Consider the following 16,902-nt stretch of genomic DNA (forward strand, 5'->3'; position numbering starts at 1 on the left):
ACAGTGAACTTTATCCCCTGTTATTATGCCAAGTTTGTTTGATGTTGAACATCTGAGGGTCGCCTATCCCCACTCCCGCAAGGCTCAAATTTGGGCCGTTGATGATGTCTGCTTTTCCCTACAACCCGGAGAACGTCTGGGACTTGTAGGGGAGTCCGGTTGCGGAAAATCCACCATTGGGCGGGCGGTGATGCGGTTGTTACCCACGACCAGCCAAATTGAAGGACAGGTGCGGTTTGAAGGACAACCCGTGTTTGGGATGGATGAAAAACGGTTGCAAAAGTTTCGGGGGGAGGCGGTGGCTTTGGTTTTTCAAGACCCCATGACTCGCCTTGACCCGTTGATGACCATTGGCGATCATTGTTTAGAAACCCTCAAAGCTCATCGTCCTCAATTATCTAATTCCCAAGCTAAAAATAAAGCATTAGAAGTATTAGAATCGGTAAAAATTCCCGCCAATCGCTGGTCACAATATCCCCATGAATTTAGTGGGGGAATGCGTCAAAGAGTAGCGATCGCTTTAGCTTTATTACTTGACCCTAAATTAATTGTAGCCGATGAACCTACCACCAGTTTAGATGTCACAGTTTCCGCTCAAATTTTACAGGAATTAACCCGACTTTGTGAACAACGGGGAACAGCTATTTTATTGATTTCCCATGATTTAGCTATGGTGGGGGAATATTGCGATCGGATTGCGGTAATGTATCAGGGAAAAATGGTGGAAATGGGAGCATCGGAAACGGTGTTTAAAAATCCCCAACATCCCTATACTCAATCTTTATTAAAGTCAGCTTTACATTTACAGGATATTGAAAATAAAGCAGTTAATCCTGGCTTAGAAACGAGTACATCTGCTACTAAACCCCTATTATCAATTAAGGATTTACAACAATATTATACCCTAGAAGCTGGATTTATTCAACAACTTTTTTCTAAACAAAAAAAATCCGTAATTAAAGCGGTGGATGGGATTAATTTAGAATTATATCCTGGGGAAATATTGGGTTTAGTGGGAGAATCGGGTTGTGGAAAAAGTACCCTCTCTCGAACAATTTTACAGTTAATTCGGGCTACCCATGGCAGTGTAGAATTTTTAGGAACAGATTTAACTAAATTATCCTCTGAACAGGTGCGAAAATATCGCCGTCAAATGCAAATGGTATTTCAAGATCCTAATGCTTGCTTAAATCCAATGATGACGGTGGGAGAAAGTATTGCTGATCCGCTTTTTATTCATAAATTAGCAACTCCAGAGGAGGCAAAAAACCAAGTTTTAGCGATGTTAGAAAGGGTGGGATTAACACCAGCAATCGAATATTATCAACGATATGGGGGGGAATTATCGGGGGGACAACAACAACGAGTAGCGATCGCTAGAGCTTTAATGACCCGTCCCCAATTATTAATTTGTGATGAACCCGTAAGTATGTTAGATGCGAGTATTCAAGCCCAAGTTTTAGATTTAATGTTAGAATTAAAACAAGAGTTTAATTTAACCTATTTGTTTATTACCCATGATTTATGGGTGGCTCGGTTTTTATCCGATCGGATTGCGGTTATGAACGGCGGTAAAATTGTTGAATTAGGAGAAACAGAATCAATATTTACTAATCCCCAACATCCCTATACCCAAACCCTATTATCCGCTATTCCTTCCCTAGCAAAAACAATATAATCATCATTCGTAGTGAACCCTTCAGGGTTCTATTATATCTTTATTAATCACCTCGTAGTGAACCCTTCAGGGTTCTATTATATCTTTCTTAATCACCTAAATTGTCATGAAAAAACTGGTTTTAATTGGTGGAGGACATAGCCATGCGATCGCCTTAAAACAATTGGGAATTAATCCCTTATCAGATGTTCAATTAACATTAATTACGGATGTAATTCAAACCCCATATTCAGGAATGTTACCCGGTTATATTGCGGGGTTTTATAGTTTTAATCAATGTCATATTAATTTACAGTCCTTAGCTCAATTTGCTCAAGCTAAACTTTATATTGATTCAGCAATAGGTTTAGATTTAGAAAAAAATCTAGTAATTTGTAAAAATAATTCTACTATTCCCTTTGATATTTTATCAATTGATATTGGTAGTATTCCAACAACCTTAACTATTCCTGGGGCGATAAAATATACTATTCCTGTTAAACCTATTTCTCAATTTTTGCAATATTGGGATCAATTAATTCAGAAAATCAAGCAAAATCCGCAAGAAAAAATTAGATTAGCCATTGTCGGTGGCGGTGCGGGTGGCGTTGAATTAGCCTTGAATATTCATAGCCATCTAACCCAAATTTATCAACAATTTAATCAACCTTTAAATCAGTTAGAATTACATCTGATTCATAGCGGTAATCGGCTATTATCTGAACGTCATCCCGATTTAAGTCGGAAAGTAAAAACTATTCTCGCAAATCGTAATATTAATGTACACTTAAATCAAACAGTAAGTAATATTGATCAGAATCAGGTTAAAATTATTCGTTGTACATCAGGACTAACCCTAGAATGCGATCGCATTTTTTTGGTAACACAAGCATCAGCATCTCCTTGGGTTCAAAAAACAGGAATTTCAACGGATGAAAGGGGATTTATTCTAGTCAATAATTACTTACAATCTATTTCCCATCCCCAAGTTTTTGCCGCTGGAGATATCGCCACAATGGTTAATTATCCTCGACCCAAAGCGGGAGTTTTTGCTGTGCGTCAAGGTCAACCACTATTTGAAAATTTAAAACGAAGTTCGCAAGAAAAACCTCTGAAATCTTTTATTCCTCAAAAGGAGTTTTTAACTTTAATTGGGACAGGAGATCAAAAAGCGATCGCATCAAAAGGATGGTTTAATATTGGGCCTAATTCTTTATTTTGGCGATGGAAAGATTATATTGATCAAAAATTCATAAAACAATTTAAGGGGATAATCTCCAGTCTTTTAAAAATTTAGCATATAGCAGTTGCCGCATCTATTAGGACATTCTTGAAAGCTAAAAGCTGCTCACAGTAAGTATTTACCTATAGCGAGATTGCCTATTCCCTATTGCCTCTTGCTATACCAGATACTAAAGAACTTTTTGATTGAAACAAGCTAATGTAAATCGGTTTCCCAAATTCCGATATAAATGCGATCAGATTGTTGTCGCTCAACAACACCTTTGAGTGAATCAATTGCAAAAGAATAATCGTTATCTTTGCGGTTATAAACCATTTTTAAGCCAGCTTCTAGGGTGGAATTTAAGCGACAACCTGACATACTATTAAAAGTAATTAAAATAGTTTGTAATTCAACTTCTTGGGAAAATGCAGCTTCCGTTTGTCGCAATTTACCCGATTTTTCATCAAACAAAAAACCTAGACTAACGCGGTTAGGAATTAAATGATAAAAAACAGCTTGGGTATTCGGCCAATACCCAGTTTCTATTTTTGCGGGAGTCCCAAACATCTGAAAGACTTGATTTTTATCAATACCTGGCCTAAACCCAGGAATTCCGTAGCCTGATGGAATTTCATCGCATTGGTCAAGGTCTATTTTCTCAGGTTGTATAGGAGTAATTTTAGGGATAGAAAAATCGGGAATAATCGTAGCTATAATCTGTTTAATTTCTCTCGAAGAAAAACCGATTATGGATGGATAAAAACTTTTAGAAGTGAAAACAATAGGTAATAAACCTATTAAAAACAATTTAATAATAATAGTTTACCTCCGACTCGATAATTTGTTAATTTAAAACACTGATTTGATTGGAGTCAGTAATCACAATTTTATCAATTTTATTAGATTGTTGTTCGGGAATAACTCCTTTAATTACAATAGTTTTATTTTGTAGATTTAACCCACTTCCAGCATTAGGAATCTGATTCAAAATTTTTGGATTCAGGAAAACATAATAAATCTTTTGATCTTTTGATTGTAATGTTAACCGAGTTATTTGATTTTCTACTATGGTTAAACCATTAACAATTCCTATAATTTGATTAGATTTTGTTGTCAAAGACGATGAAATAGTAGAAGTTACTGGAGAACAGAAAAAGTTAACCGGATTTCGAGTGAAATCCGCACATTTTAATACTTCTTCTGCTCTCTGACTAATTTGAATAAAGGAGGAAAAATCCGGTTCTCCATCAACACCATAATTTGCTTTTTTCTGGATATTTACAGGAGCATTAACTAACGCTTGGGTAATCGCTTTTTGATCATTATTTGACAAATTAGGAGAAAGATATACCCCTGACCCTGGAATATTTCTACTCCTCTGAATTACCCTAAAATTAGGATCATTTTTAACCGCTTCATAGGATGCTGCACCGACATCCGCTTTCCCGGTTTTAACTAATTCTTGAATTACTTCCCCCCTATGTCCCATCGTTACCCGCAGAGATTTGCCAAATAAATCATAACTAGGCATATAAAAACTAGAAGCAGAGTTAAAATCTCCTAAAGCAATAACGGTGGTATTTTTGAAATCAGAAATAGACTGAATTGAACTATTTTTTTCAACAAATAATGCCGATTGATAATAGGGAGGAGACTGGGGAAACATTCGCGCTACCCAAATATATCCGTTATCTTTAGCGGCTACGGAAATCATCGGGGAAAGGGTAAAAGCTATATCCCATTTTTTAGTGGCCAGTTTGTTTTTTACCTCTTGATAAGATTCCCTAAGTTTGCTATCAATAGTAATGGTAATTTGATCACCAAACTGTTGTTTTAAATACTCAACTAATGGGGTATAGTCATCCGATTTTCCTAAAATTCCAATAGTTAGGGAATTTGTCTCTAAACGGTTTATTGGTTGTTGTTTTTCTGAAAATACTAATGGAATTAAACCCGTTTTAGGATTGACAAAAAGATAAACCATAATCCCAAATAAAGATAAACTCAAGATGGTACTTATGGTTAGAATAAAAGCCTGGTTAGTTTTAGGAGAACTCATTTTTTTTATTCTGGCGAGGATTGTTTTTCAATGATCGCTTGGCGAAATCCTAAAACCAGTAAAATATTAGCCAAGGTTAAAAAGACTTCTGCCCCGCCATGTAACCAATCAATATTAGCTAAAGATTCCTGATAAACTACTTTGGCATAAATTCCCGCCGGAATTGTTACCGCGACAAATACTAATGTTCCATAGAATCCCATTAAAGCTAAACGGGGCATTTGTCCAGAACGAGTTAAAAACCACAAAAACCCTAAATAGGGAAATAGAGAAATCGCAAATAAAGTATCTTTTGAAAACATTGTTTTTTAAAGGTTAGACGGAATCAAATGTTGTGTATAATCAAGCTAAATACCTTAATTTTTAACGGAATTTGCATTACGCCAAATCCACCAAGCCGCCACACAAAGGGTCGTATTTCCCACAACTGTCATCGTTGCTTGTAAGGTAACTAACCATTCTAAGGAGGCAGGATTATCAAAATAATGCCAGGTACAGGCACACATGGCGCTGACTAAAGATGGTAACATGGCGAAGGAAAGACCCCACCAAGCTCGATTTTGAGTCACTTCTCCATAAATCCAGATGAACCAAATCGCGACAATCCACTCAATCACACTCGAAATATGAATTACCCAGGTCGGAATAGATAAAGCGTGCATAATTTGACAATTGATAACAGAAAGTTAGTTAATATTTGAGTCTGATATTTATGTTAATTTAATTAGCGTACAATCTGATATTAATATTGGGAACTGGGGAAACGGGAGGCCATGCAACGGGTAATTTGTAGTGGATATTATGGAAAGGGCAATGGCGGGGATGAGGCTTTGTTAGCATCGTTGTTACAAATGCTACCGCCTACGGTTGAACCAATTATCTTGTCGGGAAACCCCAGCCAAACCCAAAACCATTATCAGGTGGAAGCCTGCGACCGGATGAATGGGATGGAAGTTCTCAGTGCCCTGCGTCGCGCCGATGCTTTGATTTGGGGCGGGGGGAGTCTGATCCAAGATGTGACCAGTGCCATCAGTCCTTTTTATTATGGCGCTTTGATGGGATTAGCGCAACGGATGGGACTCACAACTATTGCCTGGGCCCAGGGTATTGGCCCCTTGAACCGTTCTATTTCTCGATGGCTGGCAAAAAAAACCTTTTCGGGCTGTAGTGCCGTCAGCGTGCGTGATGTGGGTTCTGCGAGGTTATTATCTAAGTGGAATATTCCCTTTACCCTGGCCCCTGATCCGGTTTGGGCCTTGGAATCTCGACCCGTGGCCGGGTTGTGGGATTTACCCGCGCCACGAGTTGCCCTGACTTTGCGACCTCACCCCCAATTGACGCCAGAACGGTTATTATTAATTACTCAGGCATTAATATCTTTTCAAAAAGCTACCCAAACGTTTATTTTATTAATTCCGTTTCAGCCTATTCAAGATTTAGCGATCGCCCAAATTATACATCAAGCCCTACCCGAAAATAGTCAAATTCTAATATTAGAAGATCCGCGACAATTAAAAGGTGTATTTCGAGGCGTTGAATTTTTGATTGGAATGCGATTTCATAGTTTAATTATGGCAGCAACGGAACAATGTCGCTGTTTTGCCTTGAGTTATGATCCCAAAGTTAGCCGTTTAATGGAAGAATTAGAATTACCCGGATGGGAAATTGCTCAAATCCCAAAAGATCCTAACTTAATTAGTAAAATCTGGATTGATTGTTATGCTAATAATCAACCCTTTTCCCAGGGAAAAATCGAGTTTTTTGTGGATCGGGCAAAAGTTCATAAAGAACTATTATACTCCCAATTTCATTAAATCCTATTGTTCATTTTACAATCATTATTTATGGCCCGCGTCCGAGTTCGTCAGCACGTTAATCCCCTCAGTCAAAAATATCTAATTCCGGTAATTCCGCCTGACTGGTCAAAGATTTATACCAATTCTAACCAACCCATTCATTTAGATATTGGCTGCGCTAGAGGTCAATTTTTATGGGAATTTGCCCAATTAGAACCTCGATGGAATTATTTGGGATTAGAAATTAGAGAAAGCTTAGTTGAAGAAGCTAATATGATCCGAGATCAACTGGGATTAACTAATTTACATTATTTATTTTGTAATGCTAATACTTCAATTCAACCGATTTTAGCATCCTTACCAACAGGATTATTAAAACGAGTTAGTATTCAATTTCCCGACCCTTGGTTTAAAAAACGTCATCAAAAACGCCGAGTTGTTCAACCGGAATTAGTAAATAATTTAGCCGATTATTTAGCAGCAGAAACAGAAATTTTTATCCAGTCTGATATACGAGAAGTTGCATTAGAAATGTGCGATCGCTTTTCTGAACATCCCGCTTTTCATCGTACCCAAAATGACTGGTTAACGGAAAATCCCCTTCCCCTTTCCACAGAACGAGAACAATCAACTTTAGAACGAAATGAACCCGTTTATCGGGCTTTATTTATCAAGACATCTGATTAAAACAACAGAGGAGAAACATTCAGACTTGTAATTTTTGCCTGAATATTTCTCCTCCAATTCTCGATTTTAGACCCTAAATTCTATTAATCTATAACTGATGATATAGCAGGGAACACCGGAACAGCCCCCCCAAACCCCCAGTGCACGGGGGGCTAGGGGGGGAGGGAACACCGAAGGAAAACACTTTACCGTCTGGGTTCCAAGATCCGTCTGGTGTCTTAACTGCCTTGGCGGGCGCTATAACTATTTTTCAGGGAGGAAATCGAGATTTAAAATTCACAAAAAACAGAAAAAAGAAAGTTGTTTTGAAATTTTGAAAAGTTTTTATTTGAAAACAATTAAGCGCCAATAGCTTCTTCCACACCGGGTAAACGTTGAGCAGAATAACCGACACCTCGCACCGTTAAAATATATTCAGGATTGCGTTGATCTTCTTCAATTTTTGCTCGTAACCGCGCAACATGAACATCCACAACCCGCATATCCGCAATCCGTCGAGGTGTATATCCCCATAATTCCTTGAGAATTTCTGAACGAGAAACCGCACTCCCAGAACGTTTAACTAATAACTCCAAAAGATTGAATTCAATATAGGTTAAGGCAACCACTTTATCACCCTTATAAACCCGTCGTTTAACCGTATCAATCCGCACGGCTTCGAGTTGAATCATCTCTGGACTCAAACTATGGGATGGAGTCGTATCTTTAAACCGTCTTAAAATTGCATGAATTCGAGCTTCTAATTCTTTAGGAGAAAACGGTTTAGTTAAATAATCGTCCGCCCCTAATTCTAAACCCGTAATTCGATCCGCCACATCCCCTAAAGCGGTTAACATAATAATCGGAATATCCGATTTTGTGCGAAGTTCTTGACACACGCCATAACCATTTAATTTCGGCATCATTACATCCAAAACCAAAAGATCAGGACTTTCTTTTTCAAACATTTCTAGCGCTTCTAAACCATCGGCGGCAACGACCACATTGTAGCCCACCATCGAAAGACGAGTTTTTAATATCCGTCTAATCGCAGACTCATCATCGGCAACTAGAATTTTTTCGCCGTTGCGTTTTTCATCAAATTGTGTTTGTAAACTCATATCTGGTTTTATAATAGATGGATCAGCCGTTAATCGAGCAAGGCAAAAGCAAATCACATCAATGCTTACAGGTTCTCAGGACTGCTTCAACCCACAAATTCCGACAACCTGCACAATGACATGATGGGACGGAAATTCACTTGTTTTTGGGGTGGGTGATTCAGTCTGATGCTTAGATTGCTGCCTATTTATGATAACATAGGTTTTCAATTTGTTATCAAACTTAACATATCCACAATCTACTGTAATATTCAGTTGTATGGGTTAATATTTTTAAACAAAACATTAATAATGTTATCATGGCAGATTAGTAACCACTACAACAGTGAAACCAATGTTAGAAAATCACGAAGGTCAACGGGTTCCCAATGTAGCCTTTAGAACGCGGAAAAATAATGAATGGGTTAATGTAACAACCGATGAGTTATTTTCACAGAAAACCGTCATTGTCTTTGAGTTACCCGGTGCATTTACTCCTACTTGTTCGAGTAGTCATGTTCCGGGTTATAACGATTTAGCACCCGTATTTAAGGAAAATGGAGTTGATGATATTATTTGTATTTCTGTGAATGATGCTTTTGTGATGAATGAATGGGCAAAAGATCAAGAAGCAGATAATCTTACCTTAATTCCCGATGGGAATGGAGAGTTTACAGAAAAGATGGGAATGTTAGTTGATAAAACCGATTTGGGATTTGGTAAACGTTCCTGGCGTTATTCCATGTTAGTCAAAGATGGGATCATCGAAAAAATGTTTATTGAGCCGGAAGTTGCTGGCGATCCATTTGAAGTTTCCGATGCAGAAACTATACTCAAATATATTAATCCTAATGCGGTCAAACTCCCTTTAGTTTCGCTGTTTACAAAAGTAGGTTGTCCCTACTGCGCCCGTGCTAAAGCCCTATTAAAAGAGCGAGGAATTGCTTTTGAAGAAATTGTTTTAGGGAAAGAAATTACAACCAAAAGTTTGCAAGCAGTCACCGGAGGTACCACAGTTCCTCAAGTTTTTATTGATGGAAAACTAATTGGTGGTTCTGAGGATTTAGCCAAGCATTTTGGAGTCTAATAATTCCTTTTTAATAGTTCAGGGAATTAACCACCACTAACCGGAGGAATTAAAACAATTTCATCTTTATCCTGTATTTCAGTATCAGGATTAACGAATTCTAGGTTAATTCCAAACCTGGTGACATTTCGCCATTTTTCTAGTTCTGGGTGTTCTTGAATTAACCGATCTAAAATTGCAGAAATGGGAGTTTTTGGTGGAAAATTCAATACTAATTCTGGAACTTTGTAGGCTTCTTGAAAGACTGCAAATAGTTTCACCGTAACTGTGATTGACATAATTCGTAATTACCCATTACCCATTACCCATTAGCCATTACCCATTTTAGAAAAAAACCTACCCCGTATCATAACAGGATAGGAAGAAATATCGCTGAGAAGTTACGTTTAACTTTTATTTAAAAAGCGTTGAACTTGTCCAATGGCGATCGCACCAATATTAAAAAAAACCCAACCTAATGCTGCAATTAGGGGTAATAGAACAATCAAAATGCGAAAATCGAAATCCATAGATTCTCCTCCTAAAGTTTTTTAAACATCTCTCATCTTTTTGTTTTGATTCCAACTATTCTGGTAATCAAGAGAGGACTGAGGCTGTTTTGCCAGTTCTGTTAACCCCATTTTATCAGATTACGAGGATCAGTAGAATGAGAACCCGATCCCATAATATAAAGTTTTGTTACAACCCTTGAGTTAAAATACTTATAAGTAGTTGCACAAAATAAATTACCTAGTTGAGAGAGGGAACAGCCCCCCCAAACTGCCCGTGCACGGGCAGTTTGGGGGGGAGGGAACAGGGTAGAGGATGTGTAATTAATTTTGTTTAGGTACTTAGCTACTTATAGCTAAAACCGCTTTTATGCAAAAAAAAGCAAATCTTAAATTTTGGCAGACCTTAGTATTGATTTGGCACAATGGAAACTAGAAAAATTGTAGGTATTTTGAGTTATGATTCAAGTTAACTATTCTCTGTCCCATTCATTAATTGCCACCAATACGGGGACTGCCGTTGATTTAATTCTCAATTTTAATGGAGAAAAAACTGAAAATTCTAGCCCTCGACGGCGATTAAATTTAAGTTTAGTTATTGATCGCTCCGGTTCCATGGCAGGTCAACCCCTCCAATATGCGATTAAAGCGGCGCAAAAATTAGTAGAATCTTTAACGGCTCAGGATATTATTTCTATTGTTATTTATGATGATCAGGCTGATGTAATTTTAGCTCCCCGACTGGTTACAGATAAAGCAGATATTTGTGCAAAATTGAATCAAATTCAAGCCGGAGGTTGTACGAATTTAAGTGCGGGTTGGTTATTAGGCTGTGAACAAGTTAAATCCCATCTCAATACAGAATATTTAAACCGGGTTTTATTATTAACAGATGGAGAAGCTAATCTCGGAATTACCGATCCGCAAATTCTGACTAAAACGGCTCAAAAACAAGCCGAACAGGGAATTATTACCACAACATTAGGATTTGGAACCTATTTTAATGAAGACTTATTAATTGCTATGGCTGATGCGGCGGGGGGGCGCTTTTATTTTGTTCAATCCCCAGATGATGTGGCGGATGTATTTCGGATTGAATTAGAAAGTTTAACCTCGGTAGTTGCACAAAATTTAACGGTAAAATTACAGCCGGAAGGGTCGATTGAACTTCGAGAAATATTAAATAATTATCGGACTAATTCTATTGACAATGGGTTAGAAGTTTTTGTGGGAGATGTCTATGAAGTGGAAGCCAAACAGTTAGCACTACAACTGATCATTCCTCCTCAAAACCAGTTAGGTCAACTTACCTTACTCCAACTAAATTATAAATATCAAACCATTGTCAACGACAGTATTGAGCAAATTTTAGGGGAATTAAAGGTTACAATTAATATTGGTTCAGAAGCAGAAGCCGAACAAATTCAACCCAATCAATCGGTTTTTGAACAAACCAGTAAATTGCGAATTGCTCAAGTTAAAGAACAAGCGATCGCCCTAGCAGATCAAGGGGAGTATAAAAAAGCATCGGAAATCTTACGATCTGCGATTCAAGATATTCAACAAAAATTATTAGATGAAATCTTTGAAATTGCCGAAGAAATTGAACAATTAGAATATTATGCCCAACGGATTGAAAGCCAAAATTTTGATTCCGTCAGCCGTAAAGAAATGCGGGATCAATCCTATCAAACCCGAACTCGTAACCGAGAAGACTTAAATTTAAGAGGGATTAATACCGGAGATGCTGACAGTTTAGAGTCAGTTTCTACCTTTGAGCATGGGGTATTAGTAGAATGTATTCGAGAGGGGGGAAAATTGCGAGTTCGGGTTATTTCTGAGGGATATAATCCTGAGTTAAATGTGCAGTTTCCTCGCCAGATTCGGGAAGCGGGAGTGACTTATATTGTTGAAGAAATTAAACTTTCGGCAAATGGGGATTTTTACCGGGCTTCAGGCACAATTAAACGGTTAGTTAAACCCGGAGAAGAACGTCAAGCGGGAACCCCAAAAGTCAAAAAATCAAAGAATTTACAGGCAATTAAAGCCCCAAAATCCTTTGCAGATTTAGAAACAACTGATACCGTGGGAAATGGGGTGATTATTCAATGTGTTAAAGAGGGGAGTAAACTCCGGGCGCGAGTGGTTTCCGATGGTTATAATCCTAACTATAATATTCGGTTTCCCCGTGATATTCGGGCTGAAGGAGTTCTATATGTGGTGGATGAAGTCAGGGAGTCTGCCGACGGCAAATCCTACGCCGCCTATGGCAAAATTCGACGTCTGATTCAATAGCATGGGCCGTTTGTATTTCACCCCTAACCTCATCCTTACACCCATTACCCATTACCCATTACCCATTACCCATTACCCATTAAATGGCCTAAGCTCTAATCTGTTAGGTCATCTGGCAAGAATTAGGGTAGAATAGGGATTTCCAACAGATCAGCATAACCTGGTTAAATCAGATTCAGTCTGATAGAATCTGAAAAATTCAAGAACCACAGACAAACTCACAACAATCAAGTGAGTGAATAATATTCGGCGGATAACTTGTCCGTGGGAGCCTGTGGACTGGATTGTGCCAACACTTCCACCCCTGAAGTCGGAACAAAACCAACATCAAAAAAATCCTAGATTTTAACTGATGGTTGTAGGTTTGGTGAAAGTGCTTGCTAGAATATCAAAATTAGACCCGTGTGAGGAGCAAATAGAGTGTCGAAAATACTACTGAAAGCATGGCTACTCAGTCCTGCCGTCTTAGGAGCTAGTTTATTAGCCCCGATGACAGCATTAGCAGAGTTACCCGTGACTGAGGCCGGGCCCACTGCGATTGCAGCGGCAACCGAAGTATCTGCCGCCGCAGAAATCCCTTTGGAACCCATCCAAACTGAGTTAAAAATCAGTGAGCAAGTCTCTGTGAATCCTTTGGACACCTTGACCCTCACCCCACCGCAACAGTTAGCTCAGGTACCCGTAAATCCCCATGCTGGAGTTTGGCCCAGTAGAGGCATCGAAACTCCCGCTAACAGCGAGATTCCCCTGGCGGATCTCGATGCGGCACCTCAAAGCGATGCGGCCAATAACGCCGAGGTGATGCAACAGCTTAATGAATATGGCCGTGAAGGTCGGGGCAACAACAAGCGTCAAGCTCAAGTTACCTCCGTCTCCCAACTATCCGACGTTCAACCGACGGACTGGGCGTTCCAAGCTCTACAATCCCTAGTAGAACGGTATGGGTGTATTGCGGGATATCCCGATGGAACTTTCAAAGGGAATCGTGCTTTAACCCGTTTTGAATTCGCTGCTGGGGTGAACGCCTGTTTAGAGCGGATTAATGAACTGATTAGTGCCTCAACCAAAGATTTAGTCACCCGTGAGGACTTGGCGCAACTGCAACGCCTCATGGAAGAATTTGCCGCCGAGTTAGCCAGTCTGCGCGGAAGAATTACGGTATTAGAAGCCCGCGCCGGAGAACTGGAAGCCAATCAATTCTCTACCACTACTAAACTACGGGGAGAAGTGGTGTTCTGGCCAGGAGATGCCCTTGGAGATCGGGCGTCTTATAATGTGGTAGGTCAGTTTGCCGATACGAGCGATGACCCCGCCGAAGCCTATTTTGGCTACCGCGCTCGTTTAAACTTTGATACCAGTTTCACGGGCCAAGATTTACTCAGAACCCGTTTACAAGCCCAATCCATACCGGATTTGAGTGCTTTTGATGTCACCAATACCCTAATGTCTCGGACGGGCATTGATGGTCAACCTGGCAACGTGACTCTGGATAACCTCACCTACCGTTACCCCTTCTCCCAAGGAAAAGGTTTAGTCTGGGTCGGTGCAAAAGGGTTAGCCTTGGATGATATTCAAGATGTTCTGACTCCCTTTGGTGATGATGCCGGTGGTTCAATTTCCCGCTTTGGACGCTTCAACCCGACGACATTCCAGGGCCCTTCTGGTACGGGCTTAGGTGTGGAATATGCCTTTAGTCACGCTTTTAAAGCTAACCTGGGTTATATGGCCGATGATGGTTTTGCTTCTCAAGCCAGCCAGGGTACAGGTATGTTCAATGGTACCTATGGTGCCATGGCTCAATTAGTCTTTGCGCCAACTGATAACCTGGCTTTTTCCTTGGATTATAACCACCGTTACTTCAGTAACGATAACGTATACGTTTCCGGTGGTACGGGGAGTTGGGGTGCTAATAAACCCTTCGGTGAAAACGCCACAACCACAGATAACCTGGGCGTACAAATGAACTGGAAAGTCGCCAGCCATTTCTCCATCGGCGGTTGGTTTGGAAGTACCTGGGCTGACCAGAAGAATGGTGGTAACAGTAATGCAACCATTATCAACTGGGCTGCGGTGTTAGGATTTCCCGATATCCTCCGAGAAGGAGATGCTGGGGGTTTAATTGTGGGGATGCCTCCGAAAGTCGTCAGTCATGATATTAATGGCTTAGAAGACAGAGACACCTCCATTCATATTGAAGGCTTCTATCGCTTACCCCTCAGCGAGTACATTGCTGTGACACCTGGTTTCTACGTCGTCACCAATCCTGATCATAATAGCAACAACAACACGATTGTTGTGGGAACATTGCGGACAACTTTCCGCTTCTAATTCCCTTTTAATATTTATTGAATCAACCAGTTTCTTTAAGAGGCTGGTTTTTTTATGACTTCAAGATTGGGGTTTTGATCCGGTATTCCGAACGTTAATTAATTTGTTGAGAATATCAAACCAAAAGGAAGAACCCATGGAAATTGCGATCGCAGTTAATCCCCAGCCCATGATAACTTTAAATAGTTGAATAACAATATTTTCCCCTGAATTAAACTGTTGATTTAAGTTAGATTGATCCCATCCTAAAGGCAAGGAAGAAAAGTCAAATAAATAAGAATAGAGAAAATTTTCGGTTAAATCTTGACAATTTTTTGTCAAGTCAGCATCTGAGTTTAAACAGTTATTCAAAGGAGAATTAAGATTGTTAGTTAGGATAATATCAATACTTTGACTGAGATTTTCCTGTAAAACAGGTTCTTGAAAAAGACGATTAGTAATATTTAATGTATCGGCATTTAATCCCATGGCGACTAGGAATCCAATGGTAAGTGTAATCATTTTTACTTGCCGTTTATAGACTCCCGATGCCCGGTTCATAGACTGTTGAAACCAATCGCTGATCGCTGTTTCTAAGGATTCAAAATTAGCAGTATCTCCGGCTTGATTTTTGGTTTTTATGGCTAAAATTTTGAATAGTTTAATTTGATCTGGATCAAAAAACTGTTTGATCTCCTCTGAGTTAATCGCTAGAATAAAATCATCAATGGTTAAACTATTGATTTCGGGTTGAACTCCAGACTTTTCTATAATTACACTAATTAATGCTAAAGCAAAGGTTGAATTAGGAATATAAGATGGCCCAACAGAATTTTTATTCACCCGTTGTTTATAATCTTTCCAAGATTTAATTAAAGGGTATTGGTACAGAAGTTCTGTTGCTGAATCTCCTAAAATAAATTGAATAGAACGATATAAATTTTTGGCTCTCCAATCAAAAATAGAACTGGCTAAAAATTCTTGTATTTCTGATATTAATAAACTCAGAAGTAAATAAATAAAAAATAAGCCGATGGCGACATTAAGGGTTGAGGGAATATTCATATTTGGTTAAAAGTGGGGAGAAATAAGGGAAAGAAAGCCCTGAAGGGCTTACTACAATTTTAGGATTATTGTATGATATCAATTAAAATTAACATGGTTTTAAGGATATTGAATTATGCTTCAGTCTAAAAAATTACCTCGTTTAGCGATAACATTAGGCGATCCATCAGGCATCGGGCCAGAAGTAATATTAAAAGTTTTAGCTGATCCAGCACTGCATCAACAGTGTGATCTAACTATAGTGGGAAGCGATCGCATTTTACAAGCAACCTATCAGCAATTACAAAATCAGGGATTTCAGGCGGCAAAACCTAATCAGTTACGGGTGATTGATTTAGAGCCTGATCCGAGTTTACCCCCATTAGAAATCGGGGTCGGAAATCAAACCAGTGGGGCGGTCAGTTTTCAATATTTAGATACAGCTATTACCAGAACTTTACAAGGAGAATTTGATGGAATTATCACCGGGCCAATCGCTAAAAATCTCTGGAATTTAGCGGGTTATAATTATCCCGGACAAACGGAATTTTTAGCAGAAAAAGCCAAGGTTAAACGCTTTGGAATGCTATTTGTTGCCCGCTCTCCCTATACAGGCTGGACATTAAGAACTCTATTAGCTACGACCCATATTCCCCTAACGCAAATTTCCCAAACCTTAAACCCGGAATTAATGAGTTTAAAATTAGAGTTATTGGTCGATTGTTTACGCCATGAATTTGGATTAGAAAATCCTAGAATTGCCGTAGCCGGATTAAATCCCCATAGCGGAGAAAATGGGCAGTTAGGAACAGAAGAAAAAGACTGGTTAATTCCTTGGTTAAATCAACAACGCGATCGCTATCCCTATATTCAATTAGACGGCCCAATTCCCCCCGATACAATGTGGGTTAAGCCCGGTCAAGCCTGGTTTAATTTAGGAAAAAATGCCCATGATGCCTACATCGCATTGTATCATGATCAAGGGTTAATTCCGGTTAAATTAATGGCATTTGATCGGGCAGTCAATACTACAATTGGTTTACCCTTTATTAGAACTTCTCCCGATCATGGCACAGCCTTTGATATTGCGGGAAAAGGAATAGCTGATGGGTCAAGTATGAAAGCAGCTATTGATTTAGGCATAGAATTAGTAAATAATCGTATTAATCCTTAATTCC

The 16,902-nt window shown here is 39.1% G+C and carries 16 protein-coding genes; 8 read left to right on the top strand and 8 right to left on the bottom strand.

Annotated features, from left to right (window positions below):
- Nucleotides 1-25: 25 nt before the first annotated feature.
- Nucleotides 26-1,678, top strand: coding sequence for an ABC transporter ATP-binding protein (locus tag AC559H_RS01590; RefSeq protein ID WP_026787185.1), 1,653 nt, complete (start codon nucleotides 26-28; stop codon nucleotides 1,676-1,678).
- Between the two features lie 106 nt (nucleotides 1,679-1,784).
- Nucleotides 1,785-2,954, top strand: coding sequence for an FAD-dependent oxidoreductase (locus AC559H_RS01595; protein ID WP_036831513.1), 1,170 nt, complete (start codon nucleotides 1,785-1,787; stop codon nucleotides 2,952-2,954).
- Between the two features lie 141 nt (nucleotides 2,955-3,095).
- On the opposite strand, the gene AC559H_RS01600 is transcribed toward AC559H_RS01595, so the two are convergent.
- The 4 genes from AC559H_RS01600 to AC559H_RS01615 are packed head-to-tail and all read right to left on the bottom strand — an operon-like array spanning nucleotide 3,096 to nucleotide 5,603.
- The gene (locus AC559H_RS01600) at nucleotides 3,096-3,689 is read right to left on the bottom strand and encodes a hypothetical protein (protein ID WP_233423000.1); all 594 of its coding nucleotides are present in this window, start codon (nucleotides 3,687-3,689) and stop codon (nucleotides 3,096-3,098) included.
- A gap of 37 nt (nucleotides 3,690-3,726) precedes the next feature.
- Nucleotides 3,727-4,941, bottom strand: coding sequence for a phosphate/phosphite/phosphonate ABC transporter substrate-binding protein (locus AC559H_RS01605; RefSeq protein ID WP_051319497.1), 1,215 nt, complete (start codon nucleotides 4,939-4,941; stop codon nucleotides 3,727-3,729).
- Between the two features lie 5 nt (nucleotides 4,942-4,946).
- A complete protein-coding gene (locus tag AC559H_RS01610) occupies nucleotides 4,947-5,243 on the bottom strand; it encodes a DUF3593 domain-containing protein (protein ID WP_026787188.1) in 297 nt (98 codons plus the stop codon).
- Nucleotides 5,244-5,297: 54 nt separating this feature from the next.
- A complete protein-coding gene (locus AC559H_RS01615) occupies nucleotides 5,298-5,603 on the bottom strand; it encodes a DUF2499 domain-containing protein (RefSeq protein WP_026787189.1) in 306 nt (101 codons plus the stop codon).
- A gap of 111 nt (nucleotides 5,604-5,714) precedes the next feature.
- Between AC559H_RS01615 and csaB the strand changes: the two genes are divergently transcribed.
- Both csaB and trmB read left to right on the top strand, forming a co-directional pair.
- Nucleotides 5,715-6,755, top strand: a complete 1,041-nt coding sequence (gene csaB, locus AC559H_RS01620) for a polysaccharide pyruvyl transferase CsaB (protein ID WP_026793662.1) — start codon at nucleotides 5,715-5,717, stop codon at nucleotides 6,753-6,755.
- 30 nt (nucleotides 6,756-6,785) lie between these two features.
- On the top strand, nucleotides 6,786-7,424 hold the full coding sequence (gene trmB / locus AC559H_RS01625) for a tRNA (guanosine(46)-N7)-methyltransferase TrmB (RefSeq protein ID WP_026793661.1): 639 nt from the start codon (nucleotides 6,786-6,788) through the stop codon (nucleotides 7,422-7,424).
- Between the two features lie 338 nt (nucleotides 7,425-7,762).
- Here trmB and rpaB read toward each other — a convergent pair whose 3' ends face one another.
- Nucleotides 7,763-8,524, bottom strand: coding sequence for a response regulator transcription factor RpaB (gene rpaB, locus AC559H_RS01630; protein WP_026787192.1), 762 nt, complete (start codon nucleotides 8,522-8,524; stop codon nucleotides 7,763-7,765).
- A 334-nt stretch (nucleotides 8,525-8,858) separates the two neighbouring features.
- On the opposite strand from rpaB, the gene AC559H_RS01635 reads away from it, so the two are divergent.
- A complete protein-coding gene (locus tag AC559H_RS01635) occupies nucleotides 8,859-9,590 on the top strand; it encodes a glutathione peroxidase (RefSeq protein WP_026793660.1) in 732 nt (243 codons plus the stop codon).
- A gap of 26 nt (nucleotides 9,591-9,616) precedes the next feature.
- On the opposite strand, the gene AC559H_RS01640 is transcribed toward AC559H_RS01635, so the two are convergent.
- Together AC559H_RS01640 and AC559H_RS01645 are read right to left on the bottom strand one after the other, a co-directional pair.
- Entirely contained in the window at nucleotides 9,617-9,868 is a 252-nt protein-coding gene (locus AC559H_RS01640) for a MoaD/ThiS family protein (RefSeq protein WP_026793659.1), read from the bottom strand.
- A 108-nt stretch (nucleotides 9,869-9,976) separates the two neighbouring features.
- Nucleotides 9,977-10,099: a photosystem II protein Y gene (locus AC559H_RS01645; RefSeq protein WP_026787195.1), complete on the bottom strand. Its 123-nt coding sequence runs from the start codon at nucleotides 10,097-10,099 to the stop codon at nucleotides 9,977-9,979.
- 438 nt (nucleotides 10,100-10,537) lie between these two features.
- Between AC559H_RS01645 and AC559H_RS01650 the strand changes: the two genes are divergently transcribed.
- Entirely contained in the window at nucleotides 10,538-12,373 is a 1,836-nt protein-coding gene (locus tag AC559H_RS01650) for a vWA domain-containing protein (RefSeq protein WP_036831511.1), read from the top strand.
- Nucleotides 12,374-12,793: 420 nt separating this feature from the next.
- Nucleotides 12,794-14,701 (top strand): iron uptake porin, encoded by a 1,908-nt coding sequence (locus tag AC559H_RS01655; protein ID WP_026793657.1) that lies wholly within the window; start codon nucleotides 12,794-12,796, stop codon nucleotides 14,699-14,701.
- Nucleotides 14,702-14,761: 60 nt separating this feature from the next.
- Here AC559H_RS01655 and AC559H_RS01660 read toward each other — a convergent pair whose 3' ends face one another.
- Nucleotides 14,762-15,745, bottom strand: a complete 984-nt coding sequence (locus AC559H_RS01660; RefSeq protein WP_026793656.1) for a hypothetical protein — start codon at nucleotides 15,743-15,745, stop codon at nucleotides 14,762-14,764.
- A gap of 115 nt (nucleotides 15,746-15,860) precedes the next feature.
- On the opposite strand from AC559H_RS01660, the gene pdxA reads away from it, so the two are divergent.
- On the top strand, nucleotides 15,861-16,898 hold the full coding sequence (gene pdxA / locus AC559H_RS01665; protein ID WP_036831508.1) for a 4-hydroxythreonine-4-phosphate dehydrogenase PdxA: 1,038 nt from the start codon (nucleotides 15,861-15,863) through the stop codon (nucleotides 16,896-16,898).
- Nucleotides 16,899-16,902: the final 4 nt, after the last annotated feature.

It is taken from the genome of Planktothrix prolifica NIVA-CYA 540, from assembly GCF_963864145.1.
GTDB lineage: Bacteria > Cyanobacteriota > Cyanobacteriia > Cyanobacteriales > Microcoleaceae > Planktothrix > Planktothrix agardhii.